The organism is Brachybacterium paraconglomeratum (assembly GCF_039541415.1).
GTDB classification, from domain to species: domain Bacteria; phylum Actinomycetota; class Actinomycetes; order Actinomycetales; family Dermabacteraceae; genus Brachybacterium; species Brachybacterium paraconglomeratum_A.
Genome location: NZ_BAABGE010000002.1, coordinates 156,555 through 174,885 on the forward strand (window position 1 = coordinate 156,555; position 18,331 = coordinate 174,885).

Sequence of the window (18,331 nt, forward strand, 5' to 3'; positions counted from 1 at the left end):
TCGACGAGGAGGCGGTCAGGCCCGTGGATCTGAGATCTCATGCGGTCCGTCGACGAGGAGCACGTCCACGAGCGTGAGGCTGTCGTCGAGAGACCGCAGCGGGTAGGCCGGGCGGTCATCGCCTGTGGTCCGGTCGAAGGTGTTCTCCAGGGTCAGCGCGTGGAGGGAGACGTCCGAGGCGAGGACGGTGCACGTCGCCCAGTCCTGGGCAGGCTTGTCGTAGGTGAGGACCACATCCGCCGGATCACCGCTCGCACCACGGAGCACGAGCCCGTCCACCCCTGGCCATACCGTCACCACCTCGCGATACGTCCCGGGATGGATGATGATCTCGACCGGGTGCGGCGACCGTGCGGCCGCCCCCACCGCAGCATGGATGGACAGCAGGTCACCGCTGCCGTCCTGCGCGACGTGGAGCCTCCGCGGGGCTGACTGCCGACGTGCATGCGGTCCGGCGTGCCGACCCAGCAGGCCAGCCACCTCGTCCACCGGGTCCAGCGCATACGAGTAGTGATCGGCGGGATCCGCGTCGATGCCGGTGTCCTCCCACGAGCCCCAGGAGCTGTCCCGTACGTTTCCGTTCTGCGCCACCCGCGAGGCGGCATCGCTCGCGCCGATGGCATTGCGCACGGACCGGAAGTCGCTGTGCTCGATGAGCAGCTGTGAGGCTCCCCGTGAGGCCATGCCGTATGAGCTCGCGCCGTCCAGCAGGCAGTTGTAGACGTGGCAGAGGGCCACGTTGTCGATGCTGCCGTTGCGCTGGTGGGTGTTGGAGAACCAGTTGTGGTGCAGGGTCAAGGTGGTCACCACGTTGTCGGTCCAGCCCACCCCGAGGGTCTTGTTGTGATCCCGGAAGACGCACCAGGAGACCGTCACATTCGTCGAGTCCTTGCGCACGTCGACCTGGCCGTCCCCGAGCCGGACGAACTCGCAGTGGTCGATCCAGACGTGCTGCGAGGTGTCGACACGGATGCCGTCGTTGTCGTTGTCGTCGCTCTTGCCATCCCAGTCCCCCGCGACATAGGAGTCCCGGAAGGTGAGGTTCCGGATCACGACGTTCGACACCTCGAGCAGTCGGAATCCTCCCCCGACGATCTCGGCCCCGCGCCCGACCCCGAGCACGCTGGTCTCGGAGGGGATGTCGAGCATCGACCCGAAGGGCATCTCGATGCTGCCGTGCACCAGCACGATCCGCGGACCCGCCGTCGACACTGCGGCGGCGAGCTCGTCTGCGGTGGTGACCTCGTGGACGGTGCCGCCCTGGCCGCCGACGGCTCCGGCCGGATTCTGCTCGGTCGGGACGCCCGCGAAGCCGGTCGCGGCCGGAGACCACACGGGCCCGTCCGCGGTCGAGGGTCCGCGGGGAACTCGCATTCGCTGCAGCTGGTCGATCCCGGTCCCGCCAGGCGGTACCGGCTGCTTCCCCGGTGCAGCGGCCGCGGTCGGCAGGCCGATGGCTGCTGCGGCGCCGACCGCTGCAGCGCCGAGGGTCGGCAGGTGACGTCGGGCGATCGTGGTCATGGAGTCCTCGTGTCGTCGGGGTCGGATCGGAGCGTTCATGACCACGGGGTCCAGTCGTCGTCACCCTGGAGGTAGTTCTCTCGGGTGTGCTCCGTCGCCTCGGTCGCGGTGAGCTGGGGCCTGCCGTCGGTCGGCGCTCCCGGCGCCAGGGCGCCCGGGCCGGTGTTGGCATGCTCGCGCAGGAAGTCCTCCTGCCAGGGCCAACCGCCCATGTCCGACCAGGCAGGGGTCTGGATGTGGTCGCCGAGATGGGAGTCCCTGATCACGGCGGAGGGTGCGACATCGGGATTGCTGCTCGGATGCCACGGGCGGCCCAGGAACACCGTTCCGGCAGCAGCGGTGGACGTGAAGGAGCAACCGGTGAACAGGAATCCGCGGATCCCGCCCCCGGTGCTCGGCGCGCACACATAGCCGTTGTTGCTCGCACTGCCGCGATCGTAGGAGCTGATCTCCGAGTCTTCGATGACCAGGCTGGCGCTGCCATAGATGAAGTCGACATCGCCCTCGATGAACGAATCGCGCACATAGACGCGGGAGACGACCTCGGCCGACGGTGTCTCGGCCAGGAAGGTGTCCTGGTTTCCGAGCAGGCGCACGCCGTCGAGCACGATCCGATCGCCGACGGTCCGCAGCGCCTGGGCCTGGCTGCTCCCGTTCGTCGCCTCGTCATATCCGTTCTCGACCGTGAGATCGGCGATGGTCACATCATCCGCGAGGACCGCGAGCGTGGCAGCTCCTGTCCGTCCGAAGTCGCCGCCATAGAACTTCTCGGTGCCGGCGGCGAGGTCATAGGTCAGGACCACGTCGGCGGCATCTCCGGTCTCTCCGCGCAGCACGAGGCCGGCGGGGGTGCCTGGCCAGATGCGCACGATCTCGCGGTAGGTTCCGGGAGCCACGACGATCTCCACCGGGTGCGGGGACCGCCACGCGGCACCGACCGCCGCACCGATGCTGGCGACGTCACCGGTGCCGTCGAGCGCGACGCGGATCCTGCGCCCGGCGTGCTCTTTCCGGGCGTGAGGACCTGCGTTCTTCTGGACGATGGCAGCGAGCTCATCGATCGGCTCAGCGGTGTACGTGTAGCGGTCGGACGGCTCGAAGGTCGGTCCGGTGTGGTCCTTGCGACCGCGGATCGCGGTGAAGCGATTGCCCCGCGAGTCGACCCGCGACTCCGGATCCTTCGCGACGATCGCGTCCTCGCCGTTCTCATAGAGACAGGCCTCGATCACCAGCTGCGACGCACCGCGTGACATGGTCCCGTACTGGCCCTGCCCCTGGAAGAGGCAGCTGTACACGTGACCGGCGGCGACGTTGTCGATGCTGGCGTTGCGCTGGTAGGTGTTCGAGGACCAGTTGTGATGGAGGGTGATCTCGGTGAGGACGTCATCGGTCCAGCCCACCCCGACCGTCTTGTTGTGGTCCCGGAAGATGCACCAGGAGACCGTCACGTTCGTGGAGTTCTTCCGCACGTCCACGAGCCCATCCCCGAGCCGGGCGAACGCGCAATGGTCGATCCAGACGTGCTGCGAGGTGTCGACACGGATGCCGTCGTTGTCGTTGTCGTCGCTCTTGCCATCCCAGTCCCCCGCGACATAGGAGTCACGGAAGGTGAGGTTCCGGATCACGACATTCGCGACCCGATCGAGATGGAACCCGCCGCCCACGATCTCGGCGCCGCGCCCTACCCCGAGGATGCTCGTATCGCTCGAGACCTTGAGATTCGTGCCGAAGGGAGTCACGGCGACCGTGCCCTGGACGAGGACGATCGTCGGACCGTCCCGGAGGATGGCATCGGCGAGCTGCTGGGCGTCACCGACCACGATCACCGAACCCCCGGCGCCGCCGACCGCTCCGGCGGGGTGCTGCGCGGTCGGCACTCCGGCGAAGCCGGTCGCGGTCGGTGACCATACCGGCCCGTCGGCCGTGCTCCGGCCGGAGGGGACCCGCATCTTCCGCAGCAGCTCGGCTCCCTCCGCTGCGCTCGTCGGGTCGGCGGAGGCGGAGGCGGTGGTCGCGAAGGTGGCGACGGCTGCGACACCCATGGCGGTGGTGAACTGGCGGCGGGACACGGAAGGCATGATCATCCTCGATCTGTTCTCGGTGGGCACTGCACGACCGGACTTGGTGAGGCGGAAGCTCCTGGTGCCGCGGGCAGTCCGAGGACTCGCGGCACCGCTCTGAGAACGCTGGACCTGTCTCGTCCAGGCGTGGTCGATCAGCCCCTTCCGGCGCGTGATGTGGATGTCCGCCCCAGGGGGCGCTGTCTGCTCAGCCCTTGACCGAGCCGATCAGGGCGCCCTTGACGAAGAAGCGCTGGATGAAGGGGTAGACCAGCAGCATCGGCAGGGTCGCCACGGCGATCACGGCCATCTTCACCGACTGCGCCGGCGGCACCACGTCCACGGCGGTGGAGTCGGCATTCACGCCGCTGGAGACGATGACGATCTGGCGCAGCAGCACCTGGATCGGCCACTTCGAGGAGTCGTTGATGTAGAGCACGGCGTGCATATAGGTGTTCCAGTAGGTCACGCCGTAGAACAGGCCGATGGTCGCGATCGAGGCGACCGACAGCGGCAGCACGATCCGGAGGAACACGCCCAGCTCGGAGCAGCCGTCGATGCGGGCGGACTCCTCGAGGCTCTCCGGGATGCCGGAGAAGAAGTTCCGCATGATCACGAAGTTGAAGGCGTTGATCAGCACCGGCAGCACCAGCGACCACAGCGAGTCCAGCAGTCCCAGCTTGGTCACCACGATGAAGGTGGGGATCATGCCGCCGCTGAACAGCATCGTGAAGACGACCATGAAGTTGATCGCGCGCCGCCCCAGCAGATAGGGCTTGGCGAGCGCGTAGGCCATCAGCGAGGTCACCACGAGGCTCAGGAAGGTGCCGCCTACAGTCACGACCGTCGAGACCCCGATCGCCCGGAAGATGGTGGGGGTCGAGAGGATGTAGCGATACGCGTCGAGCGTGAACTCCTTCGGAATCAGCAGGAAGTTGCTGGTGGCGAGCTCACCGGGAGTGGCGAAGGAGCTGCCGATGACGTGCACGAAGGGGATCACGCAGACCAGCGCGAAGGCGCTCAGGACGATCACGTTGACCACCTGGAACACCTTCTCACCGCGGCTGAGAGGTCGCAGCTTCGGGGCACCGCGACGGCGACGACGGGGCGGCGGATCGGTGGCCAGGACGGCGTCGGCGGCTGCGGTGGCGGGAATTGGTGCGGACTGCGAGGTGGTCATGAGGGGCTCCCATCCGTGACCGGGCGAAGGGCGAAGAATCCGGCGGCGACGAAGAAGATGAAGGCGACGGGGAACAGGATCAGCTGGCTGCCCAGCAGGCAGGCGAGGCCGGCGGCGAGGAACCACCAGCCGGCGGTGCGACGCCAGGGGCGCCGACGGGCCACGAACCAGCCGATCGCCGACAGCAGCAGCACCGCGATCAGGGTGACGGAGAACCAGGCCGCGAGCGTGCGGGCCAGCTCATGGGCCTCAGCGACGCCGAGGCCGGACTCGGCTTCGGCACCGACCAGCGCCGGCATCACGACCTGCTCGAAGGTGGCCGCATCGATCCGGTTCATCACCAGGGCGAAGCCGCCCAGGGCGAGGAAGGACACGGCCATCCCGATGCCGACCAGCCAGAGCTCGACGGTGCGGGACACCCGCGGTGCCGCCTGCTCAGCGGACCGGGAGGGGCTGCCGGGACGGGCGCTGCGGCCCGCGCGGCAGGGTTCAGTCATGGTGGACATCGCTCCCCCTGACGTCGAGCTCGAGATCGGTGCAGGAGGTGGTGTGGACGGTCGGACCGTCGGCCCCGCGCACCCGGACCCGGCTGAGCTCGCCGCCGGAGACGAAGCCGAGCTCGATCCCGGACCGGACCCGGGCCGGGACGTCCAGCGCCATCTCGGGGGCGGCGGCCCGCGGCTCGGCCGCGAAGCTGATGCTCACGTCGTGCATGCTGAGGTCCTGCAGCGGAGCCTCCGGCAGTCCGAAGATGTGCCCGGCGGAGGCGTGCACGTTGGTCGCAGTGAGGTGGGCCAGGTGCAGGGAGCGCAGGTGCGGGGTGCCGGCGTCCACCGGGCGGGCCTCGCGGTCGCCGACGTGCGGATCCTTGCCGTCGGGCCCGCAGAAGTAGAACGGGTTGACGGTGATCGGGCACAGCACGTCGTCCATGACGACGTTGGTGACGCGCAGGTTCTCGACGAGCCCGCCGCGGTCCCGGCGGGTCTTCAGTCGGATACCGCGGTCGGTGCCCTGGAAGATGCAGTTGCTGATCACGACGTTGCGCACGCCGCCGCTCATCTCGCTGCCGATCACCACTCCGCCATGGCCGTGGACCATGGTGCAGCCGGTGATGGTGACGTTCTCGGTGGCGACCCGGTCCGGGGTGGCCTCGGTGCCGGCCTTGATGGCGATGCAGTCGTCGCCCACATCGATGTGGCAGTCGCTGATGCGCACGTTGCAGCAGGACTCGGGGTTGATGCCGTCGGTGTTCGGGGAGTCCGCGGGGTTGCGGATGCTGATCCCGGAGACGGTGACGTCCTCGCAGAGCGCGGGGTGCACCGTCCAGGCCGGGGAGTTGCGCAGGGCGACGTCCTTGATCGTGACTCGCTCGCACTCGTGCAGCCCGATCAGCGTGGGCCGGGGGTGGGCGAGCTCCTCGCGGCGCTCACGGAAGGTGTCCCACCAGGCCTCCCCTGCCCCGTCGATGGTGCCAAGGCCGGTGATCGCGATGTTCTTCTCGCCGTGGGCGAAGAGGCAGGGCGAGTGCACCGTTCCGACCGCGCCCTCCCAGCGTGCCTCGACCGCGGGATAGAGCGCAGGATCCGGCACGAACTGCAGGACGGCGCCCGCCTCGAGGTGCAGGTCGATGCCGCTGCGCAGGCGCAGCGCACCGGTGCGGTGCACCCCTGCAGGGATGCGGACCTGACCGCCGCCGAGTGCTGCGGCCTCGTCGATCGCGTGCTGCAGCCGGGTGGTCGCCAGGGTGGCGTCGGCGGTGTCCTGGAGGGACGACGTGAGGGTCACGACGGGGCCTTTCATGGGCGGGATGGCGGGAAGGGCCAGCGCGGGATGGCGGGAAGGGGCCAGCGCCGGATGGCGGGAGGAGGCCAGCGCGGGACCGGACCGCGAGACGGCCCGGTCCCGGCGCGGATCAGCCGTTGAACTGCTCGTACGCCTCGGTGTATTCGCTGATGATGTCGTCCAGGCCCTGGCCGCGGGCGGACTCGATGGCCGCCTCGTAGTCGCCCATCGTCGCGGCGCCCATCATGAACTTGTTGTAGGCGTCGTTCAGGCCCTGCTCGATCGTGGCCCACTCGGTGTTGAACGTCTCCGAGTTCATCGACTGCACCGGGTTGGTGATCGCGTACTCCGCGCTCTCGGCCATCATCTCGTTGGCGAGGTTCACGTACGGGTCCGAGGACTTGTAGGTGAACGCGTTCTCCGCCAGGCGGGAGCTCGAGTAGGGCTGGACCTCCTGCTCCCACAGCGCCTGGTCGAGGGTGTTCACGGCGCCGTCGGCATCGATCTCGTAGTGGACGCCTTCCACGCCGTTGGTCATCAGGTTGTGCACTTCTTCGGTCATCAGCCCGTCGGCGAAGGCCAGCACTCGGCGCAGGTCGTCCTCGGTCTTCACGGACTGGGTCGAGATGGAGAACAGGCCGCCCATGCCGCCGCCGGTGTCGGAGATGATGCGGCGCGGGACGTCGCCGTAGGTGAGGTCGTTGATCAGGGTCCATTCGACGCCGGAATCCGGGTTGATGTCGTTCGCCAGCGCCACATAGTTCTTGGCCTCGAACAGGCCGGTGACCACGATGCCGCCCTTGTCCTGCGCGATCGCCTGCTGCTGGTTCTGCTTCTGGGTGGTGATGAACTCCTGGTTCACGCCGCCGGCCGCGTAGACGCCCTGGTACCACTCCATGGCCTCTTTCCAGGCATCGGAGGTGCAGGCCGGGATGATCTTCCCTGCGGCCTCGTCCAGCTGGAAGGTCTCGCCGGCACCGAAGTAGCCGGCCAGCGAGCGGAAGCCCACCTTGAAGCTCTCCTCGCGGTCGATGAAGCCGGTGACCGTGGCGCCGGTGCCGGTCGGGTCGCCTGCGGCGAAGGCCTTGGCGACTTCTCCGAGGTCCTCGATGGTGTGGGGGACCTCGAGGCCGAGCGCGTCGAGCCAGTCCTGGCGCACCAGCACTCCATAGCGGGCGAGGATCTTCTGGAAGGGCACCCCGTACAGGGTGCCGTCGAGGCGGGCTGCCTCGATGATCTTCGGGTCGATGTTCTTCAGGTTCTCGAACTCGCCCAGGAAAGGCTCGACGTCCCAGAACAGCCCGGAGGTCACGCCGCTGCGGATGCTCGAGTTGGAGAGATTGGAGATGGACGTGACGTCCGCGACGGAGCCCGAGGCGAGCGCCGCGTTCATCTTCTCCTCCTTGGAGGCGTCCGGCACCCACTGGATCTCGAACTTCTGACCGAGAGACTCGGTCAGGCGCGTCTGCACCGGACCGCTGGGCTCGGGGGTGGTGGGGGTGTGCAGCAGCGCCATCCAGGTGAGGGGACTGTCCGCACTACCCTCACCGCCGCTTCCACTGGAGCTGCCACCGCACGCGGACAGCGCGAGCGCGCCGGCTGCGGCGACGGGAGCGGACTGGAGGAGATTCCGGCGAGAGATCATGCTGGGGTTCCTTTCGGGAGGGGATGCACCCGGTCGGAGACCGACTCCGGGTGCGACGTGAGCGCGTCGGTGCGCTGCACGGGATGCGCGATGGTCCGCGCGGGGATGGCGGGGTCCTCGGCCGCAGCGGGCTCGAGGTCGCGGAGGATCCGCGAGCAGATGGCGGCGAAGACGGCGGCGGGCAGCGCCACTCCGAACATCGCCAGGAGGGGCAGGGCGAAGCGGAGCATCAGCGCGTGGCCGATCACCACCGCGGTGGTGCCGATGATCGTCCAGTGCAGGGAGCCCACTCCCAGCAGCAGCGCACTGGTCAGCTGGGCCCGCAGGCCCTTCACATCGAGCGCGGCGAGAACGGTGAAGACGTAGGCGGCGATGATCCAGAGCACGCCCAGGGCCAGCAGGTTCGCGGCCCGCAGGTACCAGTCGCTGAAGCTCGCGAGGTTCACGAAGATGACGCCGCCGGCACCCATCAGCACCGCACCCACCAGCACGGGCTGCCAGCGCAGTTCCCGGGCGTAGCGGAAGAAGGTCCGCGTGGACGGAGGGGTCTCGCCGTAGCGGAACCAGCGGTGAAGGTACTTCGCCATGGCGTAGCTGGCGGGTCCCACCCCGAGCACTCCGAGGCCCAGCGCGGTCACGGCGATCCACAGCAGGTTCAGCCAGGCCAGCCGCCAGAAGCCGGTCAGGCGCCGGTTGATCGCGAGGAACTGCTCGAAGCCGAACATCAGTAGACGCCCTCTTCGCCGAACTTCTTGGCGAGCGAGTTCGCGCCGACCACCAGGATCAGGCCCACCAGGCCCTTGAACAGGCCGACGGCAGTGGCGAAGCTGAGCTGGCCGTTCTGGATGCCGGCGGTGTAGACGAAGGTGTCGAAGATTTCGCCGACCTCGCGGTTCATCGAGTTCAGCAGCAGGAACATGTGCTCGAAGCCGAGCTCGAGGAAGTCACCGATCGACAGGATGAACAGCACGATGATGGTGGGGCGGATCGCGGGCAGGGTGATGTGCCAGGTCTGCTGCCACCGGTTCGCGCCGTCGATCTCCGAGGCTTCGTAGAGCGCCATGTCCACGGCGGTCAGAGCCGCGAGGTAGACGATCGTCCCCCAGCCGGCGGTGCGCCACACATGCTGGAAGACATACATCGGGCGCAGCCAGTCGGGATTGGTCAGGAATCCGATCGGCTCGCCGCCGAGGGAGACGATGAGGTTGTTGATCGCCCCGCCGTCCGTGGTGAGCAGGACGTAGAACAGCGACACCACGATCACCCAGGACATGAAGTGCGGGATGTAGATGATCGTCTGGATGCTGCGCTTGAAGAACCGGCCCCGCAGCTCGTTCAGCAGCAGCGCGAGGATGATCGGCACCGGGAACGAGATCAGCATCAGCAGCACCGAGAGCAGCAGCGTGTTGCGCAGCAGCATGAAGAAGGTGTCCTGCGTGAACAGGCGCACGAAATGCTCGAAGCCGACCCAGGGGCTGCCCATGATGCCGAGGAACGGCTTGTAGTCCTGGAACGAGATGATCAGCCCGCCCATCGGCAGGTACTTGAACACCAGGAAGTACACGATGCCGGGCAGCGCCATCAGGTACAGCGCGCGATGCCGCCACAGCTTCGCGGCCAGGGTCTTGCGCCGCAGCGGCGCACCGCTGGAGCCGGCGCTCGCGGTGGAGGGCGAGCCAGCATCCGGGGCAACGAGCACGGATGAGCTCGCCCGGGGGTCGATCACGGAATCAGCCACCATTGGCCTTCCTTGCTCTTCGTCGAGGGAGGTTCGAGTCGATGAGACCCGACGGGAAACCGCTCTATTGGAAACCGGTATCCCGCTGCGTCCCAAGTGTGGAGTCGGTTCGTGCGGCTGTCAACAGGATCGGAGCGAAAATTTTCAGACGTTCCGCCGCCGCCACCCTCGGCACCTTCCATCAGGCCAGGTCAGAAGATGATCACAGATCGGCAACACTCACCGTGGCGGGCGCTTGCAGCCGCTCCGATCCGCTCTCGCAGCTCCTTCGAAGTGCTGGTACTGTGTGCGACCACGGGTTCGGAAATCGGTTCCCCGCGTGTTTCTCGTACCGCTCCTGGAGCGGTCTCACGACGAACATCCCGGGCGGCGACCCACCTGGCGCCCGGCGCCCTGCCACCCGTGATCATGCCCCGGATCGATGTCGATCCCACCCCTGATGGAGGAGCGAAGTTGGAGCACCGTTCGAACCCCGTCCTCGACGCGGACTGGCCCGATCCAGACGTCATCCGCGTCGGCACGGACTACTGGATGATCGCTTCCAGCTTCCACCGCGCCCCCGGCCTGCCCGTGCTGCGTTCGAGCAACCTGGTGGACTGGAAGCACGTCACCAATGCGCTGCCGTCCCTGGTCCCGGCTGAGCACTACTCCCTCCCTCGCCGGGGCAGCGGGGTGTGGGCACCCAGCCTCCGCGAGCACGCGGGCACCTTCCACATCGTCTATCCCGATCCGGACCACGGCATCTTCGTGCTCGACGCCCCGCACCCGGCAGGTCCCTGGAGCGCCCCGCGGCTGCTGCTGGCGGGCCGGGGCCTGATCGATCCCTGCCCGCTGTGGGATGAGGACGGCCGCGCCTATCTGGTGCACGGCTGGGCCCGTTCCCGGGCCGGGGTGAAGAATCGCCTGTCCCTGCTCGAGGTCACCCCCGATCTCACCGCGGCGCTGTCCGCATCGCAGGTGGTGATCGACGGCGCCGAGCTGACCGGAATGCTCACGCTCGAAGGGCCCAAGGCCTACCGGAAGGATGGCTGGTACTGGATCTTCGCGCCGGCCGGCGGAGTGGCCGACGGCTACCAGGTCGTCTTCCGCTCGCGCTCGATCGAAGGGCCCTACGAGCACCGCATCGTGCTCGAGCAGGACTCGACCCCCGTCAACGGACCCCACCAGGGCGCGCTGGTGGATGACAGCGAGGGTCGCTGGTGGTTCCTCCACTTCCAGGACCGTGGCGTCTTCGGTCGGGTCACCCATGTGCAGCCGGTGCGCTTCGATGAGGAGGGCTGGCCGCATATGGGCGAGAGCATCGATGAGGTCCGCGGCCGCCCGGTCGCGCTGGTGCCGACCCCGGGGCCGGGCTCCACTTCCACCGCCGTGCAGGAGACCTACTGCGAGCCCACCCGCTCCGACTCCTTCACCGCGGGCGGGAGCGCCACGGTGCTCCACCCGCGCTGGCATTGGCAGGCGAACCCGCGGCCCGAGTGGGCGCGCAGCGGCGAGGGCCGGCTGGCCCTCGCCTTCGCGCCGAGCCCCCGCGGAGATCTGCGGGATCTCGGGGCCATCCTCACCCAGCAGCTGCCCGGACAGCCGTCGACCTGGACAGCGACGCTCGAGCTCCCCGCCGCCCCGACTGGAGCGGAGGTCGGCACCGAGATCGGCACCGAGCGCGCAGGTCTCGTGGTGCTCGGCCTGAGCTATGCCTGGGCGGGGCTGCGCCGCACGGGCGACCGGATCGAACTCGTGCACGGGACCATGGCGGAGGACGAGGTGGATGAGGTGGTCACCGTCCATCGCCTGCTCACCGAGGAGCCCGGGGCCGCGGTGGCCGCGGTGTCGGTGCAGCTGCGCCTGGAGTGCGATCGCCTCGGCCGGATCCGGCTCCTGGCCGACGGGCTCGTGCTGCTCGAGGGCTGGCAGGCCACCAAGGGGCACTGGGTCGGGGCCGAGGTCGGCCTCTTCGCCTCGGTGGACAGCATGGTGCACCATGGCCTCACCGAGCGCAGCGCGCGTTTCAGCGCCGTCGTCGTCGAACGAGAAGGACGTGAGATCTGATGGCACGCAGCAGCGGCAGCCCCACCATCACGCAGGTCGCCGAGGCGGCCGGGGTCTCCCGCGCGACCGTCTCCCGGGTCCTCAACGGCCGCACCTCCGTCGATCCCGGCATCGGCGCCCGCGTCCGGGAGGCGGCAGATCGGCTCCAGTACCGCCCCAACCTCACCGCCCGCTATCTCTCGACCGGTCGCACCATGACCGTGTCGCTGGTGATCCCCGACCTCGGCAACCCCATGTTCCAGAGCGTCCTGCGCAGCCTCACCCGAGCGGCGGAGGCCGACGGATACGGGGTGCTGGTCGCCGAAGCCTCGACCCCCGAACGGGAGGCCGGCATCGCCCGGGACGCCCGGCGCCAATGCGATGCGGTGGTGCTGGTCGCGCCGCGCATGAACGAGCTCGAGCTCGAAGCGCTGATCCCGGAGATCGCGCCCGTGGTGGTCCTGAACCGCAGCCTCGATGATCCGCGGGTCGCGAGCGTGGGCATCGACTACGGCAGCGGCATGTCCCAGCTGGTGCAGCATCTGGAGGCGCTGGGCCATCGCGATCTGCTCTACGTCTCCGGTCCGCCACGCAGCGCGGCCCACCAGGAGCGGCTCAGCGCGCTGAACGCCCTGGTGGACACCAGGCCCTCCCTCAGCATCCGCACCATCCTCGGGGGCGCCACCATGACTGCAGGTCACCGGGTTGCCGAGCAGGTGCTCGAGTCCGGGGCCACCGCGGTGATGGCCTTCAACGACCTCGTCGCCTTCGGGCTCCTCGCCCGGCTGAACCAGTTCGGCGTCGATGTGCCGGGCGATCTCTCGGTCACCGGATTCGACGGGATCGAGCTGTCCCGCTTCGCGGTGCCCACGCTGACCACCGTAGACCAGGAGGAGCTCGACACCGGAGCCGTGGCCTGGTCGCTGCTGCACCGGCAGCTGGACCCGAGCAGCGCCCCCGAGCCCACCGAACATGCGCTGCTGACGCCTCAGCTGCTGCTCGGGGACAGCACGGGGCGGGTGCCCCCATCCCGAGCCCCGTCCATGCAGGCGGTGCCGACCCTCGCCGAGCAGACCGTGCGCGAGCTCGACCGCTCCCCGCTCGCCTGGGTGCAGGAGAACGGCGGCTGGAACCTCACGCACGGCAGCACCCTGCTCAGCACCGCCGTGGACGGCAGCGCGATGGTGCCGGTGCACAGCCCGCGCCCCCACCTGCATCCGGTGCGCACGCTCGACGGGCGGCCGACGACGCTGGTGACCCCCGTGGATCATCGCCACCACTACGGCGTCTCGCTCGCCCTGCCCGACGTCAACGGCACCACCTATTGGGGCGGGAGGACCTTCGTCGAGGGACGTGGCTCGACCCTGCTGTCCAATCACGGCACCCAGCAGGTAGGTGGAGTCGAGGTGTCCGAGGACGGCAGCTCCCTGCTCTCGCAGATCACCTGGCTCTCCCACGAGGGACGCGCCCTGCTCACCGAGCAGCGCACGCTGTCCGCGATGCTGCTGTCCGAGGAGCGGGGCTGGTCCCTGGCCTGGCACAGCAGTCTCACCCCCGACGCCGAGCCGCTGCACCTGACCAGCCCCGCCACCCGTGGCCGGCCCGGTGCGGGATACGGGGGGCTGTTCTGGCGCCTGCCCGGGGCGGACGAGACCCGAGTGCTGGTGCAGGAGGGCGCGGGCGAGGCCCTCGCCCACGGCTCCTGCGGCGCGGCCCTGGTGATCCAGCGTCGCCATGGCAACTCCTGGTCGAGCGTGGTGATGGTGCAGGACGCGCAGGGCCAGGGCCGCATCGACCCCTGGTTCGTGCGCGCCTCGGACTACGTGGGCGTCGGCCCGAGCCTCGCCTGGGATGACGCCCGCGAGGTGCCGCTCGGCGAGACTCTCGAGATCTCGCTGCATATGCTGCTCCTGGACCGCCAGGTGAGCATCGATGAGGTCTCCGGGCTGCTCAGCGCGATGCCCGCGACCGCGACCGCAGCCGCGGAGGAGGTCTGAGCATGCACCAGACCTCTCCCCCGGCCCGTCGACGACGGATCGTACTCGCCGGCGATTCGACCGTCGCGCCCTACGTGGCCACGGCCTACCCGATGTCAGGCTGGGGTGCGCACCTGGGTGCGGCGCTCACCGCGCGCTGTGCGCTGCTGGACGCGGGTGCCGCCGACTCCGGGGCCGACGGCGCGGTCGCCACTCCGCTCCACGTCATCGACCTGGCCAAGAACGGCGCGACCACCGAATCCCATCGCGACGAGGGGCTCTGGGCGGCGGTGCTCGATGCGACGGCGCCCGGCGACCTGGTGCTGCTCCAGTTCGGCCACAACGACCAGAAGCACGAACGCCTCGCCGCCTGGGACGGGTACACCGAGAACCTCACCCGGATGATCGAGGAGGTGCGGGAGCTCGGCGCGCACCCGGTGCTGTGCACCCCGGTGGCCCGGCGCCACTATGAGGGTGGGAAGCTGCTGCGCACCCATGGGGAGCATCCCACCGCGATGCTCGCCCTGTCCGAGACCTTCGATGTGCCGCTGCTGGACCTCCAATCCCGCACCCGCGCGCTGATCAGGAGCCTCGGCGAGGAGCCCTCACGCCAGCTGTTCACCCAGCTCCCGGCCGGCGTCAGCCCGCTCTATCCCGAGGGCATCGAGGACAACACCCACTTCTCGGTCGACGGCGCGATCGCCGTCGCCGAGATCGTGGCCGAGCTGCTCGCCCCGCTCCTGCCGCAGCTGCCCGCCGGGGTGGACGCTGCAGTGGCCGCACCTGCGGCCATGATGGCCGGCCGGAAGTAGGCGCGTTCCCGGAGGGGAGCCACGCCGTGGCTGGGCATCCCCTCTGAGCTGTCGGCTGAGCGGGTGCTCGGCGACAGCTCAGAGGGGATGGACGCGCAGGGCCGGGGGGATCACGTGCCCGGCGGAGCCCACCGCGGGTCGCGGCCGAGGAAGGCGAACAGCTTCTCCTGCTCGGTGGCGTCTTCCGGGACCGGCTGCTGCTGGCCGAACTGGCCGGTGGGGCGCAGGTACTCCTCTGCCGCGCTCATCCCGGTGTAGGCGTCGTGGACCATGCCGGCATCGAGCCGGTCATCCTGCCCCGAGGAGCGGGCGAGGTCCCAGGTATGGAAGAAGACGTCCCCGGTGAAGAACTCGTCGATCACCTCGGGCAGTGGGCGGTCCGATCCTGTGTGCGGATTCGAGTGGAGGTGCCGGCCGGCAGCGGGATCCGCAAGGAGTGCGCGGATCTGGCGGTCGAGATGGGTCCACGCGCCGGCGGGGTCCCGATCGGCTGACGGACCCTCCTCGAAGCGGAATGCCGACCCGCCGTGGATCATGGCTGGCAGCCAGGTGACCAGATGCTCCACGACATCCCGGGCGCGCCACTCCACCACGGGGGTGGGGGCGTCCCAGTCGGTGACGCCGCCGACGGTCGCGGTGAAGCCGGAGGCGATCGCGCGGTACTTCTCCGCCGGTGGCAGCTGGGACAGGGCGGCGCTCAACGGGCCACGCCCGGTGCGCCATCGGCCGCCAAGAGCTCGTCGAGAGCGGCGTATCCCTCGTGGATCCCGACGTCCATGCCGGACTCGAGCATCTGAGCCCGACCCTCGAAGGAGTCGAAGAGGGACTGGCTGCGCATGCGGGTCCAGCCGTCCCCGAGATCCTCGACGCGCATGGTCTCCAGGGAGACCCCCTCGGGCCAGCCATCGAAGGTGAAGGTCTGGACGATGCGGTCCTCGGTGACGTCGTGGAAGCTGCCATGGAAGGCGTACTCCTCGCCGTCCGGACCGATGTTGACGAAGGCCCAGGCGCCGCCGGTACGGGCATCCCAGTGCTCGATGCGGGTCGAGAGCTCCTTAGGGCCCACCCACTGCGCATAGAGCTCAGGATCGGTATGCGCGCCCAGGACCCGCGCGGGAGAGGCGTGGAAGTCCCGGACGATGTGGATCACGGGGACCTCGGGGTCAGCCGCGATGGTGGCAGTGGCGAGACGGTCGGAGGTGGTCATGGCTGGTGCTCCTGATGCTCTGTGCTGACGGGTCATTCGATGGTGTCGGCGCGCTCCGCGTCGGCGGCATGCAGGACGACATCGAGGCGGGACAGCCGGGCCTCGGCGGCACGGCGGTGGCGGTCGATCCAGTGGGTCAGCTCCCCCAGCACCTCAGCATCGAGGTGCACGGGGCGCCGCTGTGCGTCGCGCCGGCGGGTGACGAGCCCGGCCGATTCGAGGACCGCGATGTGCTTGCTCACGGCCTGCAGGGACATCTCGTACGGAGCGGCCAGCTCACCGACGGTGGCGTCGCCGAGGGTGAGGCGGGAGACGAGGTCTCGCCGGGTGGGGTCCGCGAGAGCGGCGAACGCCCTGGACAGGAGGTCGTCGTCCATTCCTCCCTTTCACTCACCTGTGTTCAACCTGTTGGTTGATGACCAGACTCTACGCCGTGGAGCAGCCTTATTCAACCCTTTGATTGATAACGGTCCGACGGAACCTGGCGCCCGCACCCCGCACCCCGCACCCCGCACCCCGCACCCCGCACCAGAACGCAGCATCCCCTCTGAACTGTCGGCACGCGAGGTGCTGGGCGACAGTTCAGAGGGGATACCGGTCAGTCACTTCTCTCGCAGCGGCTCAGCGGTCCACGAGCCCACGAGCCCACGAGCCCCCACCCTCACTCCCCCAGCTGCAGCTCCACGGTCGCGAAGGAGTGCGGCGGCAGGGTGATCTCGAGGCCGCGCTCGTGCTCGCGCACGTCGGTGAGCGGGGCGGGCGCGACCGCGTCGGGCTGCTCGGGGGTGTTGTGCGCGGCGGAGCTCGCCCCGGTCAGCACCTTCGCGGTGTGCCCGGTGACAGAGCGTCCCCGCAGGTCGAGCACGAGGGTGCGCTCCTCTGCGTGGTCCAGGTTGGACAGCGAGAGGAGCGCGGTGCTTCCCGTGGTCGAGGCGGAGGCGGAGATCATCGGCAGCTTGCGTCCGTCGACCTCGGCGGTCTCCTCCGGCAGCAGCACGTGGGCGGCGAGCGCGGAGGCGTCCTGATGCCCGGCATTCATCGCGAACACGTGGTAGGTCGGGGTGAGCACGAGCGCGCCGGTGTCCGGATCGGTGAGGATCATCGCCTGCAGCACGTTCACGGTCTGGGCGATGTTGGCCATGATCAGTCGATCCGCGTGGCGGTGGAAGCCGTCGAAGTGGATCGAGGCCACGAGCGCGTCGCGCACGGTGTTCTGCTGGTACAGGAAGCCGGGGTTGGTGCCGGGCTCGACGTTCCACCAGGTGCCCCACTCGTCGAACACCAGGCCCACCTTCTTGTGCGGGTCGTAGTGGTCCATGACGGTGGCGTGGCGGGCCACCAGCTCCTCGGCGTGGGCGGCGCGGGAGAGGGTCAGGTACCACTCCTCCTCGGTGAACTCGGTGGCCGAGCCCTTGTCGGACCAGGGGCCGGACATCGTGTAGTAGTGCATCGAGATGGCCTGGTAGGGACCGGCATTGCCCTCGCGCTTGTCGAGGTTGGTGGCCGCGCGCATGAGCGCCTCGGTCCAGGCGTAGTCGTGGTCGCTGGCGCCGGCGGCGATGCGGGTGACCTCGTTGCCGGCGTGGTCGCGCACGTAGGTGGAGTACTGGCGGGCGAGCGCCGCATAGTCCTCAGCGCGCATGTTGCCGCCGCAGCCCCAGGCCTCGTTGCCGATGCCGAAGTAGGGCACCTTCCAGGGCTCCTCGCGGCCGTTCTCACGGCGCAGGGCCGCCATCGGCGAGTCGTCGGCGCGGGTGAGGTACTCGATCCACTCGCTCATCTCGCGCACGGTGCCGGAGCCGACGTTGCCGTTGACGTACGCCTCGGTGCCGAGCAGCTCGACGAGGTCCATGAACTCGTGGGTGCCGAAGGAGTTGTCCTCGACGATGTCGCCCCAGTGGGAGTTCACCATCTGGGGGCGGTCCTCGCGCGGGCCGATGCCGTCCTTCCAGTGGTAGTCGTCGGCGAAGCAGCCGCCGGGCCAGCGGAGGTTCGGGATCTGCAGGGCGCGGAGCGCGGCGACCACGTCGTCGCGGATGCCGCGGGTGTTGGGGAGCTCGGAGTCCTCGCCCACGTAGAAGCCCTCGTAGATGCAGCGGCCGAGGTGCTCGGCGAAGTGGCCGTAGAGGTGGCGGCTGATGGTCGCGCCGGGCAGGTCGAGGTCGACGACCACGCGGGCGGGGCCGTCGGTGGGGGCGGCCGACGGGCCGGTGGAGCCGCTCGCGCGGGAGCCGGGGGTGGTCGCGGTGAGCGCGGAGGTGAGGTCGGAGGCGAGAGTGGGGACCGAGTCGGTCATGGGTGCTCCTGGGGCAGTGGGGCTGACATGGAAGGGCTGGCAGAGGGTGAGAAGGCGGCCGACGGGCCGGCCGGTCCGTGAGGATCCGG

Annotated in this window: 15 protein-coding genes; 3 read left to right on the top strand and 12 right to left on the bottom strand. The window is 69.2% G+C overall.

Going from position 1 to position 18,331, the window contains the following annotated elements; all coding sequences use genetic code 11:
* Positions 1-15: 15 nt before the first annotated feature.
* From ABD893_RS00695 to ABD893_RS00730, 8 genes are all read right to left on the bottom strand, one after another.
* The gene (locus ABD893_RS00695) at positions 16-1,521 is read right to left on the bottom strand and encodes a pectate lyase family protein (RefSeq protein WP_345075557.1); all 1,506 of its coding nucleotides are present in this window, start codon (positions 1,519-1,521) and stop codon (positions 16-18) included.
* A gap of 35 nt (positions 1,522-1,556) precedes the next feature.
* Positions 1,557-3,599 carry a pectinesterase family protein gene (locus ABD893_RS00700; RefSeq protein ID WP_345075558.1) on the bottom strand — a complete coding sequence of 681 codons (2,043 nt, stop codon included), beginning with the start codon at positions 3,597-3,599 and terminating at the stop codon, positions 1,557-1,559.
* Positions 3,600-3,789: 190 nt separating this feature from the next.
* Positions 3,790-4,761 (bottom strand): carbohydrate ABC transporter permease, encoded by a 972-nt coding sequence (locus tag ABD893_RS00705; RefSeq protein ID WP_345075559.1) that lies wholly within the window; start codon positions 4,759-4,761, stop codon positions 3,790-3,792.
* On the bottom strand, positions 4,758-5,267 hold the full coding sequence (locus ABD893_RS00710; RefSeq protein WP_345075560.1) for a DUF4064 domain-containing protein: 510 nt from the start codon (positions 5,265-5,267) through the stop codon (positions 4,758-4,760). The genes ABD893_RS00705 and ABD893_RS00710 overlap by 4 nt, the downstream gene beginning before the upstream one ends.
* Entirely contained in the window at positions 5,251-6,546 is a 1,296-nt protein-coding gene (locus tag ABD893_RS00715) for a glycoside hydrolase family 28 protein (RefSeq protein ID WP_345075562.1), read from the bottom strand. Before ABD893_RS00715 ends, ABD893_RS00710 begins: the two co-directional genes overlap by 17 nt.
* Positions 6,547-6,673: 127 nt before the next feature.
* The gene (locus ABD893_RS00720; RefSeq protein WP_345075563.1) at positions 6,674-8,188 is read right to left on the bottom strand and encodes an extracellular solute-binding protein; all 1,515 of its coding nucleotides are present in this window, start codon (positions 8,186-8,188) and stop codon (positions 6,674-6,676) included.
* A complete protein-coding gene (locus ABD893_RS00725; protein ID WP_345075564.1) occupies positions 8,185-8,913 on the bottom strand; it encodes a YesL family protein in 729 nt (242 codons plus the stop codon). The genes ABD893_RS00720 and ABD893_RS00725 overlap by 4 nt, the downstream gene beginning before the upstream one ends.
* Complete coding sequence (locus ABD893_RS00730) at positions 8,913-9,929, bottom strand: ABC transporter permease (protein ID WP_345075565.1); 1,017 nt, start codon at positions 9,927-9,929, stop codon at positions 8,913-8,915. The genes ABD893_RS00725 and ABD893_RS00730 overlap by 1 nt, the downstream gene beginning before the upstream one ends.
* A 450-nt stretch (positions 9,930-10,379) precedes the next feature.
* Between ABD893_RS00730 and ABD893_RS00735 the strand changes: the two genes are divergently transcribed.
* Genes ABD893_RS00735 through ABD893_RS00745 form a run of 3 tightly spaced genes read left to right on the top strand, consistent with a single transcriptional unit; the run spans position 10,380 to position 14,739 of the window.
* On the top strand, positions 10,380-11,972 hold the full coding sequence (locus ABD893_RS00735; protein WP_345075566.1) for a glycoside hydrolase family 43 protein: 1,593 nt from the start codon (positions 10,380-10,382) through the stop codon (positions 11,970-11,972).
* Positions 11,972-13,948: a DUF6807 family protein gene (locus ABD893_RS00740; protein WP_345075567.1), complete on the top strand. Its 1,977-nt coding sequence runs from the start codon at positions 11,972-11,974 to the stop codon at positions 13,946-13,948. The genes ABD893_RS00735 and ABD893_RS00740 overlap by 1 nt, the downstream gene beginning before the upstream one ends.
* Positions 13,949-13,950: 2 nt before the next feature.
* Positions 13,951-14,739, top strand: coding sequence for a rhamnogalacturonan acetylesterase (locus ABD893_RS00745; RefSeq protein WP_345075568.1), 789 nt, complete (start codon positions 13,951-13,953; stop codon positions 14,737-14,739).
* Positions 14,740-14,849: 110 nt separating this feature from the next.
* Here ABD893_RS00745 and ABD893_RS00750 read toward each other — a convergent pair whose 3' ends face one another.
* The 4 genes from ABD893_RS00750 to ABD893_RS00765 all read right to left on the bottom strand — a co-directional run bounded on the left by ABD893_RS00750 (position 14,850) and on the right by ABD893_RS00765 (position 18,242).
* Entirely contained in the window at positions 14,850-15,440 is a 591-nt protein-coding gene (locus tag ABD893_RS00750) for a DinB family protein (protein ID WP_345075569.1), read from the bottom strand.
* Complete coding sequence (locus ABD893_RS00755) at positions 15,437-15,946, bottom strand: SRPBCC family protein (protein ID WP_345075570.1); 510 nt, start codon at positions 15,944-15,946, stop codon at positions 15,437-15,439. The genes ABD893_RS00750 and ABD893_RS00755 overlap by 4 nt, the downstream gene beginning before the upstream one ends.
* Positions 15,947-15,978: 32 nt before the next feature.
* Positions 15,979-16,323, bottom strand: coding sequence for an ArsR/SmtB family transcription factor (locus ABD893_RS00760; RefSeq protein WP_345075572.1), 345 nt, complete (start codon positions 16,321-16,323; stop codon positions 15,979-15,981).
* 284 nt (positions 16,324-16,607) lie between these two features.
* The gene (locus ABD893_RS00765; protein WP_345075574.1) at positions 16,608-18,242 is read right to left on the bottom strand and encodes an alpha-N-arabinofuranosidase; all 1,635 of its coding nucleotides are present in this window, start codon (positions 18,240-18,242) and stop codon (positions 16,608-16,610) included.
* Positions 18,243-18,331: the final 89 nt, after the last annotated feature.

Excerpts from the sequence above, each read along its gene's own strand:
- ABD893_RS00710 (WP_345075560.1), bottom strand. The coding sequence starts at position 5,267 with ATGTCCACCATGACTGAACCCTGCCGCGCGGGCCGCAGCGCCCGTCCC.
- ABD893_RS00730 (WP_345075565.1), bottom strand. The coding sequence starts at position 9,929 with ATGGTGGCTGATTCCGTGATCGACCCCCGGGCGAGCTCATCCGTGCTC.
- ABD893_RS00720 (WP_345075563.1), bottom strand. The coding sequence starts at position 8,188 with ATGATCTCTCGCCGGAATCTCCTCCAGTCCGCTCCCGTCGCCGCAGCC.
- ABD893_RS00740 (WP_345075567.1), top strand. The coding sequence starts at position 11,972 with ATGGCACGCAGCAGCGGCAGCCCCACCATCACGCAGGTCGCCGAGGCG.
- ABD893_RS00700 (WP_345075558.1), bottom strand. The coding sequence starts at position 3,599 with ATGCCTTCCGTGTCCCGCCGCCAGTTCACCACCGCCATGGGTGTCGCA.
- ABD893_RS00745 (WP_345075568.1), top strand. The coding sequence starts at position 13,951 with ATGCACCAGACCTCTCCCCCGGCCCGTCGACGACGGATCGTACTCGCC.
- ABD893_RS00755 (WP_345075570.1), bottom strand. The coding sequence starts at position 15,946 with ATGACCACCTCCGACCGTCTCGCCACTGCCACCATCGCGGCTGACCCC.
- ABD893_RS00705 (WP_345075559.1), bottom strand. The coding sequence starts at position 4,761 with ATGACCACCTCGCAGTCCGCACCAATTCCCGCCACCGCAGCCGCCGAC.
- ABD893_RS00765 (WP_345075574.1), bottom strand. The coding sequence starts at position 18,242 with ATGACCGACTCGGTCCCCACTCTCGCCTCCGACCTCACCTCCGCGCTC.
- ABD893_RS00695 (WP_345075557.1), bottom strand. The coding sequence starts at position 1,521 with ATGACCACGATCGCCCGACGTCACCTGCCGACCCTCGGCGCTGCAGCG.
- ABD893_RS00725 (WP_345075564.1), bottom strand. The coding sequence starts at position 8,913 with ATGTTCGGCTTCGAGCAGTTCCTCGCGATCAACCGGCGCCTGACCGGC.
- ABD893_RS00760 (WP_345075572.1), bottom strand. The coding sequence starts at position 16,323 with ATGGACGACGACCTCCTGTCCAGGGCGTTCGCCGCTCTCGCGGACCCC.